Annotated in this window: 14 protein-coding genes; 9 read left to right on the top strand and 5 right to left on the bottom strand. The window is 59.4% G+C overall.

What is annotated here, in order from left to right:
* Positions 1 to 97 precede the first annotated feature (97 nt).
* The 3 genes from AC27VO_RS03120 (at position 98) to AC27VO_RS03110 (ending at position 2,895) form a co-directional block, all read left to right on the top strand.
* Positions 98 to 1,549 (top strand): S41 family peptidase, encoded by a 1,452-nt coding sequence (locus tag AC27VO_RS03120; protein WP_488665238.1) that lies wholly within the window; start codon positions 98 to 100, stop codon positions 1,547 to 1,549.
* Between the two features lie 138 nt (positions 1,550 to 1,687).
* Complete coding sequence (locus tag AC27VO_RS03115; RefSeq protein WP_488665237.1) at positions 1,688 to 2,437, top strand: HesA/MoeB/ThiF family protein; 750 nt, start codon at positions 1,688 to 1,690, stop codon at positions 2,435 to 2,437.
* 89 nt (positions 2,438 to 2,526) lie between these two features.
* On the top strand, positions 2,527 to 2,895 hold the full coding sequence (locus AC27VO_RS03110; RefSeq protein ID WP_488665236.1) for a response regulator: 369 nt from the start codon (positions 2,527 to 2,529) through the stop codon (positions 2,893 to 2,895).
* An 80-nt stretch (positions 2,896 to 2,975) separates the two neighbouring features.
* Here AC27VO_RS03110 and AC27VO_RS03105 read toward each other — a convergent pair whose 3' ends face one another.
* Entirely contained in the window at positions 2,976 to 3,608 is a 633-nt protein-coding gene (locus tag AC27VO_RS03105; RefSeq protein ID WP_488665235.1) for a response regulator, read from the bottom strand.
* Between the two features lie 150 nt (positions 3,609 to 3,758).
* Between AC27VO_RS03105 and AC27VO_RS03100 the strand changes: the two genes are divergently transcribed.
* The 5 genes from AC27VO_RS03100 to AC27VO_RS03080 all read left to right on the top strand — a co-directional run bounded on the left by AC27VO_RS03100 (position 3,759) and on the right by AC27VO_RS03080 (position 7,639).
* Positions 3,759 to 5,126: a CHASE3 domain-containing protein gene (locus AC27VO_RS03100; protein ID WP_488665234.1), complete on the top strand. Its 1,368-nt coding sequence runs from the start codon at positions 3,759 to 3,761 to the stop codon at positions 5,124 to 5,126.
* Between the two features lie 233 nt (positions 5,127 to 5,359).
* Entirely contained in the window at positions 5,360 to 5,527 is a 168-nt protein-coding gene (locus AC27VO_RS03095) for a DUF1328 domain-containing protein (RefSeq protein ID WP_488665233.1), read from the top strand.
* A 62-nt stretch (positions 5,528 to 5,589) separates the two neighbouring features.
* Positions 5,590 to 6,027: a hypothetical protein gene (locus AC27VO_RS03090; RefSeq protein ID WP_488665232.1), complete on the top strand. Its 438-nt coding sequence runs from the start codon at positions 5,590 to 5,592 to the stop codon at positions 6,025 to 6,027.
* Positions 6,028 to 6,112: 85 nt separating this feature from the next.
* On the top strand, positions 6,113 to 6,433 hold the full coding sequence (locus tag AC27VO_RS03085; protein WP_488665231.1) for a BON domain-containing protein: 321 nt from the start codon (positions 6,113 to 6,115) through the stop codon (positions 6,431 to 6,433).
* A gap of 117 nt (positions 6,434 to 6,550) precedes the next feature.
* Positions 6,551 to 7,639: a zinc-binding metallopeptidase family protein gene (locus AC27VO_RS03080; RefSeq protein WP_488665230.1), complete on the top strand. Its 1,089-nt coding sequence runs from the start codon at positions 6,551 to 6,553 to the stop codon at positions 7,637 to 7,639.
* 82 nt (positions 7,640 to 7,721) lie between these two features.
* Here the strand turns inward: AC27VO_RS03080 and coaD are convergent, their stop codons facing one another.
* From coaD to AC27VO_RS03060, 4 genes are all read right to left on the bottom strand, one after another.
* Complete coding sequence (coaD, locus tag AC27VO_RS03075; RefSeq protein WP_488665229.1) at positions 7,722 to 8,216, bottom strand: pantetheine-phosphate adenylyltransferase; 495 nt, start codon at positions 8,214 to 8,216, stop codon at positions 7,722 to 7,724.
* Positions 8,217 to 8,338: 122 nt separating this feature from the next.
* A complete protein-coding gene (gene rsmD / locus AC27VO_RS03070; RefSeq protein ID WP_488665228.1) occupies positions 8,339 to 9,061 on the bottom strand; it encodes a 16S rRNA (guanine(966)-N(2))-methyltransferase RsmD in 723 nt (240 codons plus the stop codon).
* Positions 9,061 to 10,413, bottom strand: coding sequence for a M16 family metallopeptidase (locus AC27VO_RS03065; protein ID WP_488665227.1), 1,353 nt, complete (start codon positions 10,411 to 10,413; stop codon positions 9,061 to 9,063). The genes rsmD and AC27VO_RS03065 overlap by 1 nt, the downstream gene beginning before the upstream one ends.
* A gap of 7 nt (positions 10,414 to 10,420) precedes the next feature.
* On the bottom strand, positions 10,421 to 11,884 hold the full coding sequence (locus AC27VO_RS03060; RefSeq protein ID WP_488665226.1) for a M16 family metallopeptidase: 1,464 nt from the start codon (positions 11,882 to 11,884) through the stop codon (positions 10,421 to 10,423).
* 27 nt (positions 11,885 to 11,911) lie between these two features.
* Here AC27VO_RS03060 and ftsY point away from each other — a divergent pair, with 27 nt between their 5' ends.
* Entirely contained in the window at positions 11,912 to 13,072 is a 1,161-nt protein-coding gene (gene ftsY / locus AC27VO_RS03055; RefSeq protein WP_488665225.1) for a signal recognition particle-docking protein FtsY, read from the top strand.
* Positions 13,073 to 13,122: the final 50 nt, after the last annotated feature.

Genomic DNA, 13,122 nt, shown 5'->3' with positions numbered 1-13,122 from the left:
ACACCCTACCTGCCTACGGGTGGTTGGGCCTTTGGCCCACCGTCTGTGAGGCAGCGGCGTGTATATTTGTCGACGCAGTTCTATAACTAAAGTCTCTATGAGCCAAAAACTCAAAATTGCTGGATGGGTATCCTTGGGCGTACTGGCGGGTGCATTGACCACGGTGTCACTGCAAACCGTGGCGCGCGGTGGAATCTCCCCCCTTCCCCTGGAAGAAATTCAGCAGCTGTCGGCAGTGTTCGGCATCATCAAGACGGATTACGTCGACCCGGTGGATGATAAAAAACTCATCACCGATGCGATCTCGGGCATGGTCTCCAGCCTGGATCCCCACTCACAGTATTTCGACAAGAAGAGCTTCAAGGAATTCCGTGAAGGCACTTCGGGCCGTTTCGTGGGCGTGGGCATTGAAATCACGCAAGAAGATGGCCTGATCAAGATTGTCTCGCCCATCGAAGGCTCTCCCGCAGACCGCGCGGGCCTCAAGACAGGCGACCTGATCACCAAGATTGATGCCACGGCCGTCAAGGGCCTGAGCCTCAACGAAGCCGTCAAGCGCATGCGCGGCGAGCCCAAGACCAAGGTGGAGCTGACCATCCTGCGCAAGGATGAAAGCCGCAGCTTCCCCGTCTCCATCACCCGCGAAGAAATCAAGACCCAATCCGTCAAGGGCAAGCTCATTGAACCTGGCTACGGCTGGGTGCGCCTGAGCCAGTTCCAGGAACGCACGGTCGACGACTTTGTGCGCAAGGTCGAAGAGATCTACAAGGAAGACCCCGCCATCAAGGGTCTGGTTCTGGACCTGCGCAATGACCCCGGTGGACTGCTGGATGCCGCAGTCGCCATCTCTGCAGCCTTCCTGCCTGAGAACGTGACCGTGGTCAGCACCAATGGCCAATTGGAAGAAAGCAAGGCCACGTTCAAGGCGTCGCCCGAGTTCTACGCACGCCGTGGTTCTGGTGATCCGCTCAAGCGCCTGCCTGCTGCCTTGAAGAAGGTGCCACTGGTGGTGCTGGTCAACGAAGGCTCGGCCTCGGCCAGCGAAATCGTGGCTGGCGCACTGCAAGACCACAAGCGCGCCACCATCATGGGCAGCCAGTCGTTTGGCAAGGGCTCGGTCCAAACCGTGCGTCCTCTGGGCCCAGATACCGGCCTGAAGCTGACCACTGCGCTGTACTACACCCCCAGCGGCAAATCCATCCAGGCCAAGGGCATCGTGCCCGACGTGATGGTGGACGAAACCGCCGAAGGCGATGTGTACGCTGCACTGCGCATGCGTGAGTCCGACCTGGAAAAGCACCTGGGTAACACCACCGATCCCAAGGCCGAAGAAGAAGCCTCTGCTGCGCGCGAGAAGCTGCGCGAAGAGGCCCGCAAGCGCTTGGAAGAAGATGTGAAAAAGCCAGTGTCCGAACGCCGTCTGCCAGAATTTGGCTCGGCCAAAGACTTCCAGTTGCAGCAAGCCTTGAACCAGCTCAAAGGTCAGCCCGTCAAAGTCAGCAAGACCTTGACCGAGCGTCCTCCTGAGAAAAAGGACAAGGACGAATAAATAAAGAGAGCACCTAGCGCATAGCCACTCGTCGTTTCAAGCCAAAAACTGTTTGAAACGACGCCAGGGCAAGCGCCAACCACTCTCTTTTTTGAAACCAGCCGGGCCACGATGCCCGGCTTTTTTCATGGAAACACGATGAACGACGACCAACTTCTGCGCTACTCGCGCCACATCCTGCTCGACGAAGTCGGCATTGAAGGCCAGGAAGCCATGCTGGATGCGCACGTACTCATCATCGGTGCAGGCGGCCTCGGATCACCCGCCGCACTGTACCTGGCGGCCTCCGGCGTAGGCCAGATCACCCTGGTGGACCATGATGACGTCGACTTGACCAATCTGCAGCGCCAGATTGCCCACACCACCGCGCGCGTGGGCCAGCCTAAGGTGGAATCTGCAGCCCAGGCCATGCACGCCATCAACCCTGATGTGCAAGTGCGCTGCATTGCAAAGCGTGCCGATGCGGCATTGCTCGACGAACTTGTCTCACAAGCCACTGTCGTCCTGGACTGCTGCGATAACTACCGCACGCGGCAAACTGTGAATGCAGCGTGTGTTCAACACCGGGTGCCCTTGGTAGCCGGCGCGATCATCCGCTTTGATGGACAGATTACGGTGTTTGACCCACGCCAAGAGACTTCCGCCTGTTATGCCTGCCTGTTCTCGCCCGAAGACAACTTTGAGGAAGTGCAGTGCTCCACCATGGGCGTGCTGGCACCGCTGGTCGGTGTCATAGGCGCCATGCAGGCGGCTGAAGCGCTGAAATTGATCGCAGGCATTGGAGAGTCACTCGCCGGTAAGTTGTTGATGTTAGATGGCAGAAATATGGAGTGGTCACGCATGCGCACCAGCCGAAACCCAGACTGTTTGGTCTGTGGTAACAGTTAGTAGGATATTGACTACACCCCCTATTACACGAGGGATGCACAATGGCCCCTTTCCCCTTCAAGCAACCCCACTTTTGACCGTACCACCCCGTGACTCTCAAGACTTTTTTCGTGGAAGACAACGCCACGATTCGCGAAAACTTGATTGAGACTTTGCTCGAGTTATCTGACATCGAGCCCGCTGGCTACGCCGAAACAGAAGCAGAGGGAACTGCCTGGCTCACCCAGCCAGACAATGATTGGGATCTGGCGATTGTTGATTTATTTTTGCGCCAGGGCAGCGGCCTGGGCGTAGTGGCTGCATGCCAAAACCGCAAGCCTGGGCAACGTGTGATCGTGCTGAGCAACTATGCCACTTTGGATGTCCGCCAGCGCTGTACCGAGCTGGGTGTGGATGCCATTTTTGACAAGTCCAATGAGATTGATGCTCTGTTGGATTTCTGCATGGAAATGAGCTGAGCGCACAAAAACACACAACAGTTGCACATAAAAAAAGCTGAGCACCGCTCAGCTTTTTTTATGCATGAAACATTCGCTGATCAATCGATCAGCTTGTTCTTCAATGCGTAGTACGTCAAATCGCTATTGGAAGACAAGGCCATCTTCTCCATCAAGCGCGTGCGGTAAGTACTCACCGTCTTCACACTCAGTGACAGTGACTTGGCAATATCGCCCGCAGTCTCTCCCTTGGCCAGCTTCAGGAATACCTGAAACTCACGCTCCGACAACTGCTCGTGCGGCGGCACATCGTCTTTGCGATTGAGTTGCTGTGCCAGCAAATCAGCCACCGTGGGCGTCAGATAGCGACGGCCCAGTGCAATGGTACGAATGGCCTCGGCAATCTCCTTGGGTTCGCACTCCTTGTTCAGATAGCCACTGGCACCTTGGCGAATCAGGTTGATGGCATAGTGCTCCTCAGGGTAGCCGCTGAGAATCAAAATGCCCATGTCTGGTGCCTTGGCACGCAACATGGCCAGCGCATCCAAGCCACTTTGCCCTGGCATGGACAAGTCCATCACCAGCACATCAATATCTTGTTGCCGCACCAGATCAATCGCCTCACGGCCATTGCTTGCTTCACCGGCAACTCGCAAGTCCACATGTTCAGATAAAAACTGGCGCAGACCTGAGCGCACGATGGCGTGATCATCCACGATACCTACTTTGATCATCGAAGCCTCTTTCCTGTTGTGGGACGCATCCCTAGACGTTCTTAGTTTCGCAATACAAATACCTACAGCACACAGCGCTAACCCTGTCTCAAAGCTTCTTGATTATGTGCACTTTCTGGCACAAACTGCCAAACCGTTGGAGGAATCAATGTGAACTGGACCAAGTTGCGCCGTATGGCGATCAGTTTGCCGCTGGCAATTCTTGCGGCTTGCCTCATGATTGGCGTCAGCGAATATGGCTACAAACAAACAAGCCAATTACTGACAAATTTGACGCGCGCATACGACATTCGCACATCGATCAGCGCATTGATGAAAGACATGTTGAATGCAGAGACCGGTTTGCGCGGCTTCTTGCTCACCAACGATCCCAAGTATCTAGAGCCCTACCAGGAAGCCAACAAAGACATTCACCGGTCTTTGGAAAACATCCGCAAGAACATTGAGCATGACCGTGTCAAAACAGATCTGTTCATGCCTTTGAGCCAGAGCATTGGTCGCAAAACGGCGGAAATGGATTTGAGCCTCAAGCTGTTTCGCGAAGGCAATGCAGATGCCTTGAAGTTTGTCATGTTCACCGACATGGGCAACAGCGACATGAACAGCATTCGCGCGCTGTCACGCCAGTTGGATGAGGTAGCCATGCAAGAAGCACAGCGCTACCAATCCGATGTGGAATCCTCCCTGTTCTGGGCCCGGGTGGGCGTTACCACCATCACCTTGATCGGCGTTCTGGCGTTCTACCTCTATCTACGCCAGCACAATATGGTCGAGCGCTTGCACCAACGCGAACAGGCTTTGCTGTCTGAAGAGCGCACCCGCCTGGAACAACTGGTGCGTGAACGCACGGCCACGCTGACAGAGCTTGCCAACCACTTGCAACAAGTGCGCGAAGACGAACGCGGCCACTTGGCGCGCGAGCTGCATGATGAGTTGGGGGCCCTGCTGACAGCCGCCAAGCTGGATGTGGCCCGCCTCAAGTCCAAGATTGAGATGAGCAACCCCGAGGTGGCAGACCGCGTCAAACATCTGACCGAAACACTCAATAGCGGCATTGCCCTAAAGCGCCGCATTGTGGAAGACCTGCGCCCCTCTTCACTGGCCAATTTAGGGCTGTCCACCTCTTTGGAGATTCTGACCAATGAGTTCTCACAGCGCATTGGCATTGCCGTAGATGCCAATCTGGAAACGGTCGAGCTGCCCGATGCCACCGAGCTGACGATCTACCGACTGGTGCAGGAGTCACTGACCAATATCGGCAAATATGCCAAGGCCAGCAAAATCGAAGTCAGTGTGCACAACTACCCGACCTATGTCGCCGTCCAAATCCAGGACAACGGCGAAGGCTTTGATATGGCCTCTATTCGCCCCAACTCCCACGGCTTGGCCGGCATGCGCCACCGGGTAGAAGCGGCTGGCGGGCGGCTGACCATCCACTCTGCGCTCGGTGAAGGCACCACCATCTCCGCCGTTATTCCGACCGGCCCCGCACAAGCAGAGGCTCTGGCCATAGCCTGAGCGCCTGCAGACCTCGCTCTTCATCAAGCCACCAGTCGGTGGCTTTTTTCATCGTGCACGCACATCGCAACAGATTGTTTTCCTTGTAGTCCTTGGCGCACATAAGCCGCAAGCACCGGACTGACAACCACGCGCAAGCGGTACTGGCACAGCACGGCCCAGTACATCCCTACAGTCAAAGTTCTGTTGCAAGCGCGCAGCCATTTCGGCTGCATCACCTGAGGAGGTCTGCCATGCTGCATTACGCCGTTGTATTTCTCATCATTGCCCTGATTGCTGCTGTATTTGGCTTTGGCGGCATTGCTTCAGGTGCAGTGGGCATTGCCAAGATCCTGTTCTTCATCTTCGTCATCATGGCCGTGATCACCTTTGTCATGAGCTTGATGAAGAAAAAAGGCTGACCTCACACACTTGATCTCGCACGCACCTGCGGGTGCGCCGTTCATTTTTAAGAAAGATGGATATGAGCAATACCGAAGACACAAAAAAAACCATAGCTGATGCAGCGGAAGCCACCAAAGAAGCAGTGAAAGACGCTGCAACGACCGCCAAGGCCAGTGCCAAAGAATTTGCACAAGACGCCGAAAGCTCCGCCAAAGAAGCCATGAAAACCACGCGTGAAGCGGCCAACAATGCTTTCGACAAGGCCCAGGATGGCCTGCGCGCGGTGGAGCAAGAGCTCTCCCCAGCCATTGATGACCTGACCGCGCGTGCCCAGGCGTTCTGCAACAAGAGCATCAATTTCTGCGCGGACAGCTCTGATCGCGCCCGTCGCCAGTTCCAGCAGGCTGCGGAAAACACCACGCGCTATGTGGTGGAACAGCCAGGCAAGTCCATTTTGATGGCCGCTGCAGCTGGTGCTGCCGTAGCCGCAGCCTTCCTCATGGGGCGCCGCCGCTAAGGCTTTGCCCACCCCCAATCCCCGAGGTACGCCGTTTCATCCAACGCGGCGCACCATTTTTCGACCACCGCTGAAAGGCAGACTTATGAAGAAAACCACACGTGCGATTGCTTTTGCCACTCTAGTCGGCGCGACCATCATTGGTACAACGGGTTGCTCGGTGGCCCGCAACCAGCAGACTGTGGGCTCGTATGTGGATGATGCAGGCATCACCACCGCTGTGAAGGCCAAGTTTGCAGAAGACAAAGCCGTTGCTGCAACGTCCATCAGCGTGGAAACGCTGAAAGGCACCGTACAACTGTCTGGTTTTGCCAAGAGCCAAGCCGAAAAAGACCGTGCAGAAACCATCGCACGCGATGTGAAGGGCGTAGCGGCTGTGCGCAACAGCATCGTCGTTCGTCCTTGAGTCGCACGCCAATCGCTCAGCCCTGACGCCCACTTGGGACTAGGGCTTGAGCAGCCATGCCGACCTTTCCCAAGGTCGGCATTTTTATTTGTGCACATTCCTCGTTAAGCTTGTCCCATGCGCGCTTTTACTTGTGACCATTGCGGACATCTGGTGTTTTTTGAAAACACCACCTGTGTGCACTGCGGCTCGACCCTGGCTTTTGTCCCGGAGCGCATGCGCATGGTTGCGCTGGCGCCCTCTGCGACAGCAGCCCAGGTGTGGGAGCCACTCGCCCCGGCATCGCGGACAGACACACCCTATCTGCGCATGTGCCACAACCGCAGCAGCGAAGGCGCCGCCTGCAACTTCACCACCGATGCCGATGGCTCGCAGCCCTACTGTGTATCGTGCCGGCAAACGCGCTGGCTGCCCAACTTTGCCAATCCCCAGAACGTGCTGCGTGCCAACAAGGTGGAAAACGCCAAGCGCTATCTGTTCTACACGCTGTCGTGCCTGCAACTCACGTCGGTACAGGGCTTCCCGGCCCCGCTGTTTGACTTCCTGGAAGACCTGCCCGGCCAGACCCCGATTTTGACCGGCCACCACAGCGGCACCATCACCCTGAACGTGGCCGAAGCCGATGACGACGAACGCGCCCGCCGCCGCGTGGCCATGTTTGAGCCCTACCGCACCCTGTTGGGGCATCTGCGCCACGAGTCAGGCCACTTTTTCTGGGATGCGCTGGTGCGCGACACCGAGTGGCTGCAGCCCTTTCGCGCGCTGTTTGGCGATGAGCGCCAAGACTATGGTCTGGCGCTGCAAACGCATTACGAGCGTGGCCCTGCCGGCCCCGATGGCTGGGCTGCACACCATGTGAGCGCCTACGCTGCCGCCCACCCTTGGGAAGACTGGGCAGAAACCTGGGCCCACTATCTGCATATGATGGATCTGATGGAAACCGCTGCCAGCTACCGCGTCCAGCTGCGCCTTCCGGGGCACCTGGCCAGCTGGCCTCCCCTGGACGACCCATTTGCCGACACGCAAGCCACGTTCGAACACATTCTGCAGCAGTGCGTGCCCCTGACGCTCATGCTCAACAGCCTCAATCGCAGCCTGGGGCACAACGATGCCTATCCGTTTGCCCTGTCCACCGGTGCAGTGGCCAAGCTGCGCTTTATTCACGACGTGGTGGCCGCGCACCGCAGGCAGCACGCCAGCCGCTAAGGCTGCGGCCCAGCAGTCAGCTACGCCCTCTGAATCCAGTCCCTTGTGCGCAGCGGCTGCCCTGGGCAGCCAGCTGCAGCACTTAGCGCAATGCCAGCTTGGACCGCAAGCCTTCTAGCACGGTGGCAGAGACGAACTTGTGCACCTCATCGCCACCCAGCGTGGCAATCTCCCGCACCAAGGTGCTGCTGATGAACATGGTCTGCGCACTGGGGGTGAGGAACACCGTCTCCGCCGTGGGCAGCAAATGCTTGTTCATGCCCGCCAGCTGGAATTCATAGTCAAAGTCAGTGCCCGAGCGCAGCCCGCGCACCATCACCTTCGCCCCCTGCGCCACCACAAAGTCACGCACCAGGCCGTCAAAGCTCTCAACACGCACATTGGGCACATCGGCAAACACGGCGCGCGCCATGTCCATGCGCTCTTGCAGCGTGAACATGGTTTTCTTGTGGTGTGCCATGGCCACCCCCACCACGACCTCACCAAACAGCTCGCTGGCGCGGCGAATCATGTCCTCGTGCCCCAACGTGATCGGGTCAAACGTGCCGGGGTAGACGGCTATTACGTGCGCAGCCATAACAATCTCCAAGTTTGTATCGCGTTGCGCCGCATTATGCCTGCGCAGGTTTCAGGCATAAAAATAGCTGCTAGCGCTTATTTGACAAGCGCTAGCAGCTATTAATTTAAAGATGCAGCAGTTTACGCGGCGATCTTTTTGAGCAAGTGCGCATGCACGGCGCCCGCCTTCAAGTAGCGGTGCTGCTGCAAGCCAAACTCGGCCAGCTCTTCGTCCGTCCAAGGCTTGGGCGCTTCCAGATAGATCAAACCATCATCGGCTACGGCCACGGCTGCGGCCTTGATTGCGGGTGCAAACAAGGCTTCCACGCCAAATGGCGGATCGATAAAAATGGCATGCCAGTGGCCGGGCGCGCTTTGCGTCAGGGCAGCCACACCATCGCCGCGTTGCACTTGCACGCCTTCGGCTTTGAGCTGCTGCGACAAGCGCTCCAGCTGCTGTGCCAGGCCGGCATCGTTTTCCACCAAACGCACCTGGACTGCGCCGCGCGATGCAGCCTCAAAGCCCAAAGCGCCAGTGCCGGCAAACACATCCATACAGCGCCAGCCCCCCAAATCCTGGCCCAGCCAGTTGAACAGGGTTTCACGCACCCGATCGGGCGTGGGGCGCAGGCCCGGGCGCTGCGCTACCGCCAGGCGCGTGCGGCGCCACTGACCGCCAATGATGCGCACCTCTCCCGCACCACCGGGACCAGGTTTGGCGGGCTTTTGTACTTTGCTGCCGGGCTTTTTGCCTGCGGCCACCGCGGCAGCTTCTGCCTCAGCCTGCTTGTAAGCCTCCCGCTTTTTCAGGCGGGCTTCCAGCGCCAGCGCTTCTTCAATATTGCGATAACTGTTGCGACCCATTACTTCTTTTCCCCTAACACCACGGTCACCATGCGCTCCGGCTGGAGCACACGTTGCATGGCGCTGCGCACATCGGCCACCGTCAGCGCTTCTACCTTGGCGGTCCAGTGGTCCAGATAGTCCAAGGGCAGATCGTTCCAAGCGATATTGGCCACATTGCCCAGCAGCTTGCGGTTGCTGTCGATGCGCAGCGCAAAGCTGCCAATCAGATTGTCCTTGGCATCGCGCAGTTCTTGCTCCGTAGGGCCTTCGGCCACGAATTTGGCCAACGTCTCCTGCGCCACCTGGCGCGCCTGTTCGGCCTGATCGGGGCGGGTTTGCAGGCTGACGGTGAACGCCCCCGCATGCAACCCGGGCGAGAAGCTGCTGGAGACGCCATAGGTCAGGCCCCGCTTTTCACGCACCTCTTCCATCAGGCGCGAAACCAGACCGCCGCCACCCAGAATGTGGTCACCCACCAGCAAGGCCAGAAAGTCGGGGTCGTTGCGCTTGATGCCCGGCTGGCCAATCAGCACCTGTGCCTGGGCCGACTGGAAGGGAATGCGAATGTCTTTGGCCTCTTTCAAGGCCGCCACCTCCGCCACCGTCGGCAGGGGCTGGCAACCCTTGCCATCGTCCTTGGGCAAGCGTGCCAGCAGCTGCGTGACCAGCGCATCGGCCTGCGCCTTGTCGACGGCGCCCACCACGCTCGCCTTGGCACGGCAGGCCTGGAACATGCGTTGCTGAAACGCCTGCAAATCCTTGACATTGATGTGCGCCAGCGTTTGCTCGGTGCTGCGGCGGCCATAAGCATGGTCCCCAAACACGGCCTGCGTATAGGCGCGGCCCGCCACCGTGCCTGGGCGCGTGTTGGACTCGGCAATCGCGGCGCTCCAGCGTGCACGTTCACGCTGCCACACATCGGCAGGCAAGCTGGGCTCAGCAATTTGGCGCGATGCCAGGGTGACTGCGCGTTGCAGCAAATCGGGCACCGTCAGGCTGCGCAGGGCAAAGCTGAAGCTGTCTTTGCTGGCGCTGGCATCCAGCCCGGCGCCCAGATCGGCCCAGGCTTCGCCCAGGGCGTTCTCGTCCATGGCTGGCAGAGAGCCATCGGCACGAATGCCCTTGCTGTTCATCATGCTCAGCGCCGTGGCCAGCCCAGCTTGCTCGGGGGCCTCGCGGCGTGATCCGGCATCGAACGACACCTGGATGTCCACCATGGGAATGCTGGGGCTTTCCACCAGCCAGACCTTGGCCCCCGAAGGCTGCTGCCAGTGCTGGATGGGCAAGATTGCACAAGCAGAATTCACACCAAAACCTGTCAAAGTACAAGCCAGCCAAGCGCTAGCAGCTATTGTTTTTGCTTTCATCATCAAACTTTCAGTGCTGGAGCGTGTTGGCATCACCGGCGGCAGCGGCCGGGCGAGGGGTTTGATCGGCCGCACGTGGCTGCGGCACCAGGGTGCCGATGGTCAGCTGGTCTTCACCAAAATAGCGCTGCGCCACACGCTGCACATCGGCCGCGCTCACCTGCATCAGCGCTTTGACCAGCAAGTCATCCGCATTGGTGGGCATGCCCATCACCCAGTAGCTGCCCAGCCCTTGCGCCTGGCCCATGACAGAGTCACGCTCATAAATTTGGGAGGCCATCCACTGTGTCTTCACGCGCGCCAGCTCCGCCGCGCTCACGCCGTCTTTGCCGATGCGGGCAATCTGCGCATGCAAGGCTTTTTCGAGCTGTGCCGTGGTTTTGCCCTTGGCAGGAACGCCCGACAGCATGAACAGCGAAGGGCCGCGGCCCATGATGCCGGCAGAGCTGCTGGCGCTGTCGGCCACGCGGTCCTTGCCCTGCACCAGGGCGCGCTCCAGGCGCGCGCCGTCATAGCCGTCCAGCACGGCAGACAGCACCAGCAGCGCCAGCGCATCCTTGTCTTGTGCCGTCAGGTTCTCGACATTGCGGATCGACGGCACGCGGTAGGCCATGGCCACAAAGGCCTGTTCGGCTGGCTGCTTGACTTCAATACGGCGCACACCGATTTGCTGCGGCTCTTCGCGGGGCTTGCTGACGGCAGATGGCCGCGCAGGGATCTGGCCATACGTGGCTTCGGCCCAGGTCTTGACCTGTGCCACATCCACATCGCCCGCAATCACGACCGCAGCATTCGCCGGCACATACCAGTTGCGGTGGAAGTTGCGCACGTCATCGGCCGTCATGGCGTCCAGATCGTTCATCCAGCCCACCACGGGGCGGCCATAGGGGTTGGCCATGAAGACGGCGGCCGACAGCTGCTCAAACAGCATGCCGCGCGGGTTGTCTTCGGTGCGCATGCGGCGCTCTTCCTTGATGACCTCGATTTCTTTTTTGAACTCGGCATCGGGCCACTGGTTGTGGGCAAAGCGGTCGGCCTCCAGTTCCATCACATCGCGCAGGCGGTTGGACGGAATTTGCTGGTAGTAGCCCGTGTAGTCGCGGTTGGTGAAGGCGTTTTCCTGGCCGCCCAGTGCCGCCACCCGGCGCGAGAACTCGCCCGGCGCCAACTTTTCGCTGCCCTTGAACATCATGTGTTCCAGCGCGTGCGCCACGCCCGTGGTGCCGTCCACCTCGTCCATGGCGCCTACACGCAGCCACAGCATGTGCACCGCCGTGGGCGCACGGCGATCCGGCTGCACGATCAACTGCATACCATTGCTCAAGGTGAACTGCTGTACCGCCGTGGCCGCACTGGCTTGGGAGGTGCTGGCCCAGTCAGCCAGAGACGACGACAACGTGCCCGCAGGCACCGAATTCTCGGCCGCAGCACTCAGGCTGGCCACCAGCACTAGAAGGGATAAAGTTCGTTTCATAGAATGCAGGATTCTAAGAACCCGCCAATGTTCAGTTTTTTCAAGAAAAAAGCCCAACCAGCCGACACGACTCCTGCCGAAGTGCAGTCTGAGACCGTCGCACCCGCCGCCGCTTCCACCGTAGAAGCGGAGACTTCGACCCCTGCCGCCAAGACACCTTCCGTAGGTGGTTGGCTGCGCAATACCTTCGGAATGGGCGACAAGGAAGAAGTTCCTGCCAGTGTCGCACCAGAACCGGAAGTTTTCGAGCAAGCCCCCGAACCCCAGGCCAAACCGGAAGCCGCCACCGACCGTGGCAGCTGGATGGACCGCCTCAAGGCAGGCCTGCGCAAGACGGGCACCAGCATCACCACCGTCTTCACTGGCACCAAGATTGATGATGCCCTGTACGAAGAGCTGGAAGATGCGCTGCTGATGGCCGACACCGGCGTCAAGGCGACCATGCACCTGCTGGACGACCTCAAGCGCCGCGTCAAAGAAAACAAGGTCACCGAGCCCGCCGCCGTCAAAGCGCTGCTGGCCGAGGCCCTGGCCGATTTGCTGCAGCCGCTGGAAAAGCCACTGGTGATTGGCCAGCACACGCCCACCGTCATCATGGTGGCGGGCGTGAATGGCGCAGGCAAGACCACTTCCATTGGCAAGCTGACCAAGCACCTGGCCGACAACGACCAGTCCGTGCTGCTGGCGGCTGCTGACACCTTCCGCGCTGCGGCGCGTGAGCAGCTGGGCGTGTGGGCTACGCGCAACACGGTGGAAATCATCAGCCAGGCCGGGGGCGACCCAGCGGCCGTCAGCTTTGACGCCGTCAGCGCTGGCAAGGCGCGCAAGAAAGATGTGGTGCTGGTCGATACGGCCGGGCGCCTGCCCACCCAGCTGCACCTGATGGAAGAGCTGAAAAAGATCAAGCGTGTGGTCAGCAAGGCCGATGGCTCGGCCCCGCACGAGGTGTTGCTGGTCATCGACGGCAACACCGGCCAGAACGCGCTCAACCAGGTCAAGGCTTTTGACGAAGCACTGGGCCTAACCGGGTTGATCGTCACCAAGCTGGACGGCACCGCCAAGGGCGGCGTGCTGGCGGCGATTGCGCAGGAGCGCCCCATCCCCGTGTACTTCATCGGCGTGGGCGAGAAGGTGGAAGACCTGGAGACTTTCAGCGCCAAGGAATTTGCGCAGGCCTTGCTGGCCTGAGCCTGCCACGGCCCGCCTACCAAGCCCCGCACTGCGGGGCTTTTTTATTT

The organism is Comamonas sp. 14P8.1.4 (assembly GCF_057799285.1).
The sequence above is the reverse complement of the archived record's forward strand: the minus strand, read 5'-3'. Positions and strand labels throughout refer to the sequence as shown.

Coding starts and splice junctions, on each gene's coding strand:
- AC27VO_RS03095 (WP_488665233.1), top strand. CDS start 5,360: ATGCTGCATTACGCCGTTGTATTTCTCATCATTGCCCTGATTGCTGCT.
- AC27VO_RS03090 (WP_488665232.1), top strand. CDS start 5,590: ATGAGCAATACCGAAGACACAAAAAAAACCATAGCTGATGCAGCGGAA.
- AC27VO_RS03080 (WP_488665230.1), top strand. CDS start 6,551: ATGCGCGCTTTTACTTGTGACCATTGCGGACATCTGGTGTTTTTTGAA.
- coaD (WP_488665229.1), bottom strand. CDS start 8,216: ATGGCTGCGCACGTAATAGCCGTCTACCCCGGCACGTTTGACCCGATC.
- AC27VO_RS03065 (WP_488665227.1), bottom strand. CDS start 10,413: ATGATGAAAGCAAAAACAATAGCTGCTAGCGCTTGGCTGGCTTGTACT.
- AC27VO_RS03060 (WP_488665226.1), bottom strand. CDS start 11,884: ATGAAACGAACTTTATCCCTTCTAGTGCTGGTGGCCAGCCTGAGTGCT.
- AC27VO_RS03105 (WP_488665235.1), bottom strand. CDS start 3,608: ATGATCAAAGTAGGTATCGTGGATGATCACGCCATCGTGCGCTCAGGT.
- AC27VO_RS03085 (WP_488665231.1), top strand. CDS start 6,113: ATGAAGAAAACCACACGTGCGATTGCTTTTGCCACTCTAGTCGGCGCG.
- AC27VO_RS03115 (WP_488665237.1), top strand. CDS start 1,688: ATGAACGACGACCAACTTCTGCGCTACTCGCGCCACATCCTGCTCGAC.
- ftsY (WP_488665225.1), top strand. CDS start 11,912: ATGTTCAGTTTTTTCAAGAAAAAAGCCCAACCAGCCGACACGACTCCT.
- AC27VO_RS03120 (WP_488665238.1), top strand. CDS start 98: ATGAGCCAAAAACTCAAAATTGCTGGATGGGTATCCTTGGGCGTACTG.
- rsmD (WP_488665228.1), bottom strand. CDS start 9,061: ATGGGTCGCAACAGTTATCGCAATATTGAAGAAGCGCTGGCGCTGGAA.